The organism is Streptomyces sp. 13-12-16 (genome assembly GCF_002114215.1).
Lineage (GTDB): Bacteria > Actinomycetota > Actinomycetes > Streptomycetales > Streptomycetaceae > Streptomyces.
This window is the reverse complement of sequence record NZ_NCTE01000609.1, coordinates 1-5,980: the sequence shown is the minus strand read 5'-3', so window position 1 is coordinate 5,980 and position 5,980 is coordinate 1. Positions and strand designations below refer to the sequence as shown.

At 69.5% G+C, this 5,980-nt stretch carries 7 protein-coding genes; 2 read left to right on the top strand and 5 right to left on the bottom strand.

Annotated features, from left to right (window positions below):
- Nucleotides 1–393 precede the first annotated feature (393 nt).
- The 3 genes from B7767_RS24175 to thyX all read right to left on the bottom strand — a co-directional run bounded on the left by B7767_RS24175 (nt 394) and on the right by thyX (nt 4,086).
- A complete protein-coding gene (locus tag B7767_RS24175) occupies nt 394–2,079 on the bottom strand; it encodes a ribonuclease J (RefSeq protein WP_085574053.1) in 1,686 nt (561 codons plus the stop codon).
- Between the two features lie 153 nt (nt 2,080–2,232).
- Nucleotides 2,233–3,135 carry a 4-hydroxy-tetrahydrodipicolinate synthase gene (gene dapA, locus B7767_RS24170; RefSeq protein ID WP_085574052.1) on the bottom strand — a complete coding sequence of 301 codons (903 nt, stop codon included), beginning with the start codon at nt 3,133–3,135 and terminating at the stop codon, nt 2,233–2,235.
- 210 nt (nt 3,136–3,345) lie between these two features.
- Complete coding sequence (thyX, locus tag B7767_RS24165; protein ID WP_085574051.1) at nt 3,346–4,086, bottom strand: FAD-dependent thymidylate synthase; 741 nt, start codon at nt 4,084–4,086, stop codon at nt 3,346–3,348.
- A gap of 210 nt (nt 4,087–4,296) precedes the next feature.
- Between thyX and B7767_RS24160 the strand changes: the two genes are divergently transcribed.
- On the top strand, nt 4,297–4,536 hold the full coding sequence (locus B7767_RS24160) for a hypothetical protein (RefSeq protein WP_085574050.1): 240 nt from the start codon (nt 4,297–4,299) through the stop codon (nt 4,534–4,536).
- Between the two features lie 114 nt (nt 4,537–4,650).
- Nucleotides 4,651–5,208: a hypothetical protein gene (locus tag B7767_RS24155; protein WP_085574049.1), complete on the top strand. Its 558-nt coding sequence runs from the start codon at nt 4,651–4,653 to the stop codon at nt 5,206–5,208.
- A 33-nt stretch (nt 5,209–5,241) separates the two neighbouring features.
- Here B7767_RS24155 and B7767_RS24150 read toward each other — a convergent pair whose 3' ends face one another.
- Nucleotides 5,242–5,685 carry a tetratricopeptide repeat protein gene (locus tag B7767_RS24150; protein WP_085574048.1) on the bottom strand — a complete coding sequence of 148 codons (444 nt, stop codon included), beginning with the start codon at nt 5,683–5,685 and terminating at the stop codon, nt 5,242–5,244.
- A 14-nt stretch (nt 5,686–5,699) separates the two neighbouring features.
- Nucleotides 5,700–5,980 (bottom strand): dihydrodipicolinate reductase C-terminal domain-containing protein (locus B7767_RS24145; RefSeq protein ID WP_306297986.1); only part of this gene is annotated, 281 nt, incomplete at its 5' end.

The following is a 5,980-nucleotide window of genomic DNA, read 5'->3' as shown; positions in this document are numbered from 1 at the left end:
GAACCGATCAGGTCGGGGTATCAACATATCTGGCGTTGACTTTTGGCACGCTGTTGAGTTCTCAAGGAACGGACGCTTCCTTCGTACTCACCCTCGCGGGCTTTCCTCCGGGCGCTCCCCTTCGGTCTTGCGTTTCCGACTCTATCAGATCTTTCCGATCCGATTTCCCCGGTGCTTTCCAGGTTCCCGCTTTCGCGTTTCCCTTTCCGGCGGTTCCGACTTTATCAGAGATTCTGAGTCGGATTTCCCCTCCCCTGCCGGGCGACGGTTCCGACGCACGAGGTGGTCGGGTGCCCGATCGGGAGGAGTCGTAAACGTACTGGAGCGGGGCGCCTCGATGCAAATCGAGGCGCCCCGCTCCCTGTTCGCTCGTCCGTGCGGTCCGGCGGACCGTCAGACCTCCACCACCACGGGCAGGATCATCGGCCGGCGCCGGTAGGTGTCGGAGACCCACTTGCCCAGCGTGCGGCGGATGAGCTGCTGCATCTGGTGGGGTTCGACGACGCCGTCCTGGGCCGAGCGTTCCAGGGTCTCCGTGATCTTCGGGATCACCTCACCGAAGGCGGAGTCCTCGATGCCGGAGCCGCGGGCCTGGACATGGGGGCCGCCCGTGATCTTGCCGGTGGACGAGTCCATGACGACGAAGACCGAGATGATGCCCTCGTCGCCGAGGATCTTGCGGTCCTTGAGCGCAGGTTCGCCGACGTCACCGACGGAGAGGCCGTCGACGTAGACGTATCCCGCCTGGACCTTGCCGGAGATCTTGGCCTTGCCCTCGACGAGGTCGACGGCGACGCCGTCCTCGGCGATGACGATGTGGTCGTGCGGGACGCCGGTCAGGGCACCCAGTTCGGCGTTGGCGCGCAGGTGGCGCCATTCGCCGTGGACCGGCATCAGGTTCTTCGGACGGCAGATGTTGTAGAAGTACAGCAGCTCGCCGGCCGAGGCGTGGCCCGAGACGTGGACCTTGGCGTTGCCCTTGTGGACGACGTTGGCACCCCAGCGGGTCAGGCCGTTGATCACGCGGTAGACCGCGTTCTCGTTGCCGGGGATGAGCGACGACGCCAGGATCACCGTGTCACCGTCGACGATGCGGATCTGGTGGTCGCGGTTGGCCATGCGGGACAGGGCGGCCATCGGTTCGCCCTGGGAGCCCGTGCAGACCAGGACGACTTCGCTGTCCGGCAGGTCGTCCAGTGTCTTGACGTCCACGACCAGGCCCTGCGGGACCTTGAGGTAACCGAGGTCGCGGGCGATGCCCATGTTGCGGACCATGGAGCGGCCGACGAAGGCGACCCGGCGGCCGTACTCGTGTGCCGCGTCCAGGATCTGCTGGATGCGGTGGACGTGGCTGGCGAAGCTGGCCACGATGATCCGCTTGCGGGCGCCGGCGAAGACCTGGCGCAGGACGTTGGAGATGTCGCGCTCGGGCGGGACGAAGCCCGGGACCTCGGCGTTCGTGGAGTCGGCGAGCAGAAGGTCGATGCCCTCCTCGCTGAGCCTGGCGAACGCGTGTAGATCCGTGAGGCGGTTGTCCAGCGGGAGCTGGTCCATCTTGAAGTCGCCGGTGTGGACCGCCATGCCGGCGGGCGTGCGGATGGCCACGGCGAGCGCGTCGGGGATGGAGTGGTTGACGGCGATGAACTCGCAGTCGAAGGGGCCGATGCGCTCGCGCTGTCCTTCCGCCACCTGGAGGGTGTACGGGCGGATGCGGTGCTCCTGGAGCTTCGCCTCGATGAGGGCGAGGGTGAGCTTGGAGCCGATCAGCGGGATGTCCGGCTTCTCGCGCAGGAGGAAGGGGACGCCGCCGATGTGGTCCTCGTGGCCGTGCGTGAGGACGATGCCCTCGATGTCGTCGAGGCGGTCCCGGATGGACGAGAAGTCCGGCAGGATCAGGTCGATCCCGGGCTGTTCCTCCTCGGGGAAGAGGACTCCGCAGTCGACGATCAGCAGGCGGCCCCCGTACTCGAAGACCGTCATGTTCCGGCCGATCTCGCCGAGACCGCCGAGCGGGGTGACGCGCAGGCCGCCCTCGGGGAGCTTCGGGGGCGGGCCGAGTTCAGGGTGCGGATGACTCAAAAGACTCTCCTCAAACACGCGCGCCACGTACCGGTGGGGCACGTGGCGCGCATGACGTTCGTGCAGAAGCAGTTGTCGTGTGGGGTGCGGGCACCGGTGGCCCGCTTATTCAGTTGTGAAGTCCGTCTGCGCGAGCGGTCGCGCGAAGTCTGGTTACTGGAGTTGTACCCCGCCGGCGGCAAGATCGTTCTTGAGCTGCTCGATCTCTTCCGGCGTGCACTCGGCCATGGGGGCGCGCAGGGGTCCGGCGGGGAGGCCCTTGAGGGCGAGCGCCGCCTTGGTGGTCATCACGCCCTGGGTGCGGAACATGCCCGTGTAGACGGGGAGCAGCTTCTGGTGGATCTCGGTGGCCTTCTGGACGTCTCCGGAGGTGTACGCCTCGACCAGGGCGCGCAGCTCGGGGGTGACGAGGTGGCCGACGACCGAGACGAAGCCGACCGCTCCGATGGAGAGCAGGGGCAGGTTCAGCATGTCGTCGCCGGAGTACCAGGCGAGGCCGGAGCGGGCGATGGCCCAGCCGGCGCGGCCGAGGTCGCCCTTGGCGTCCTTGTTGGCGACGATGCGCGGGTGCTCGGCGAGGCGGACGATCGTCTCCGTGCCGATCGGGACACCACTGCGGCCGGGGATGTCGTAGAGCATGACCGGCAGCCCGGCGGCGTCGGCGACGGCCGTGAAGTGCCGGTAGAGGCCCTCCTGCGGGGGCTTGTTGTAGTACGGGGTGACCACCAGGAGGCCGTGCGCGCCGGCGCGTTCCGCGGCGCGGGCCAGTTCGATGCTGTGGTGGGTGTCGTTGGTGCCGACCCCGGCCACGACCTGGGCACGGTCACCGACCGCCGCCACGACGGCCCGTACGAGATCCGATTTCTCCGCGTCGCTGGTGGTGGGGGACTCGCCGGTGGTGCCGTTGATGATCAGGCCGTCGTTGCCTGCGTCCACCAGGTGGGTGGCGAGCCGCTGTGCGCCGTCGAGGTCGAGTGCGCCGTCCGCCGTGAAGGGCGTGACCATGGCGGTGAGGACCCGCCCGAAGGGGGTCTGCGGAGTGGAGGTCGGAGCCATGGGTTACACGCTACTCGTTGCTCAGGTCGGGGTCTTCCCTCGGGGGAGGCGACAAGGCGGGACAAAGGGGGGACCCGGCACTGCCCGCTCGGGGGTTCAGGCAGTACCGGGCCCGTTTGATCAGGCTAGATGAACTTCACGAAATGCCGCAATACGGACACCTCGCGAGGTTGAACCGTACATGTGTGCTCGCGGGCCTGAGCTGCGGTTCTACGGGGCCACGCGCCCGTTGGCGTTGAAGGCGGCGTACGTGAGCGGCATGAGACGGGCCCATTCGGCCTCCATCTTCTCGCCGACCATCTCGATCTCACGCTGCGGGAAGGACGGGACCTTCGCCAGCTCGTGCTGGGTGCGCAGGCCGAGGAAGTGCATCAGCGAGCGGGCGTTGCAGGTGGCGTACATCGAGGAGTACAGACCGACGGGGAGCACCGCGCGGGCGACCTCGCGGGCGACGCCGGCGGCGAGCATCTCCTGGTACGCCTCGTACGCCTGCCGGTAGGAGTCCTCCATGGCGCGGCCGACGAGCTCCTGCTGGGCCGGGGTGCCCTCGACGAAGCGGTACTTGCCGGGGCGGCCCTCCTGGATCAGCTTGCGGGACTCGTCCGGGACGTAGAAGACCGGCTGGAGCTCCCGGTAGCGGCCCGACTCCTCGTTGTACGACCAGCCCACGCGGTGCCGCATGAACTCGCGGAAGACGAAGATCGGGGCGCTGATGAGGAAGGTCATCGAGTTGTGCTCGAAGGGGCTGCCGTGCCGGTCCCGCATCAGGTAGTTGATCAGGCCCTTGGAGCGCTCGGGGTCCTTGTCCAGCTCGGCCAGGGACTGCTCGCCGATGGTCGAGACGCGGGCGGCGAACAGCACGTCGGCGTCGGACGCGGTGTGCTTGACCAGCTCGACGGTCACATCACTGCGGAAGTCGGGCTTGAGGTCGTCGGCGGGGGTGTCGGTCACGGCGCGGGGGATCCTTCCATCACGTCTCTCGGGCGGCGCCCACTCTACGGCGCGGCACCGACGACGGGGCCTTCGGCGCCGGCAGGCGACATACAGCGGTGAACGGCGGCGAACTTCTGCGAATTCGGTGAAAGTGGGCACCTCTCGGGGCCGTCGTTCGTCTGTCTCGGTGACAGTGATCCGTTCGATCCCGAAGGAGACGTACCCCTGATGTTCGGTCGGCGCGAACCCGTACCGTTCGCCTTTGTCGCCGAGGCCGACAGGTTCCGCAGCAATGTCGCCCCGCCGCCCCGTGAGCGGGCCTCCGTCGGCCAGATGGCCGGGCGCTGGCTGCTGGGGCTCACCCTCGTGGCCGGGCTGGTGGGCTCCCTGGTCATCGGGATGCCGGCGATGTCCTCCGATCCCTCGGGGCCGGGGACACAGCAGTCGCAGGCGACCGAGGGTCGCTGAGCCGCCCCGGCCGTGGCCACCGGCTCCGTCCGGACCCCCGAGGGTGGTGACCGGCGGCACGGATCGATAGCCTCACCGGGCACTGCTGACGCATGGATCGAGTGAGGACCCGTCGTGCCCCTGCCCTTCCTGACGGCCGACCGCGCTTTCGACACGGCGGACGATGTCGCCCTGCCGTACGACGACCGGGACCACTGGCGGCGCCCGTACCGTCCCGGACCGTGGCGGGTGGGGGCGGCGGCGCTCCTGCTGCTGCTCGCGTCGTTCGTGCTGTTCGCGGCGGTGATCATCGCGGCGACGGCGACGCCGGCGTCCGCCGGGACGGTCTTCGCCATCGCGCTGGTCGGCGTCGCCTGCGCCCTGCGGCTGCTGCGCATGGGCGTGTGGGTGAGCTCCCGGGGGCTGCGCCACGTGGCCTTCGTGAGCACGCGTACGACGTCCTGGGAGCAGGTCGTCTCCGTGCGCACGGTGCAGCAGCCGGTGCGCTGGCTGGGCCTGCCCCGGACGGTGCAGGGACAGGCGCTGACCCTCGCCCGGCGGGGGCGTTCGGCCGAGTCGCCGACGCCGCTGCTGACCTCGCACAACGCGGACTTCCTGGGGCGGGACCAGCTGGCCTTCGACCGGGCGGCCGACACCGTGGAGGTGTGGGCCGCCGAGTACCGGCGCGACTGAGCGTACGGGCCCCGGACTCCGGGGCCCGTACGCTCAGTGAGAGGTCTTCTGCAGGGCGATCGCCCGCTGCATCGCCTTGCGGGCACGGGGGGTGTCGCGGGCGTCGTGGTAGGCGACGGCGAGCCGGAACCAGCTGCGCCAGTCGTCGGGGGCGTCCTCCGTCTCGGCCTTGCGGCGGGCGAAGACCTCGTCGGCCGAGTCGCGGTCGACCCGGCCGCTGGGCAGCCGCTTCAGCTCGTCGACGGGCAGGCCGCCCTCGGCGTCGAGCAGGGCGGCGAGCCGGTTGGCGTCGCGGACGAACTCGGTGTTCTTCCACAGGAACCAGACACCGATGACCGGCAGGATCAGCACCGCCACGCCGAAGGTGACGGTGAGGGGCGTGCCGGCCTCGATGAGCAGCACGCCACGGCTGCCGACCAGGACGAAGTAGACGACCAGGACGGCGGCCGTGATGGCGTAGGAGATCTTCGCGCGCATGGGTCGGCTCGGGCTCAGTTCAGGTCGAGGAAGTGTTCCAGGCCGAAGGTCAGGCCGGGAGTGGTCACCACGCGGCGGGCGCCGAGCAGGATGCCGGGCATGAAGCTGCTGTGGTGCAGGGAGTCGTGGCGGACGGTGAGGGTCTCGCCCTCGCCGCCGAGCAGGACCTCCTGGTGGGCGAGGAGTCCGCGCAGCCGGATCGCGTGCACCGGGACCCCGTCGACGTCGGCGCCGCGGGCGCCGTCCAGGGCGGTGGCCGTGGCGTCCGGGGCGGGCGCGCTGCCGGCCTGGCGGC

Excerpts from the sequence above, each read along its gene's own strand:
- B7767_RS24150 (WP_085574048.1), bottom strand. The coding sequence starts at position 5,685 with ATGCGCGCGAAGATCTCCTACGCCATCACGGCCGCCGTCCTGGTCGTC.
- dapA (WP_085574052.1), bottom strand. The coding sequence starts at position 3,135 with ATGGCTCCGACCTCCACTCCGCAGACCCCCTTCGGGCGGGTCCTCACC.
- B7767_RS24160 (WP_085574050.1), top strand. The coding sequence starts at position 4,297 with ATGTTCGGTCGGCGCGAACCCGTACCGTTCGCCTTTGTCGCCGAGGCC.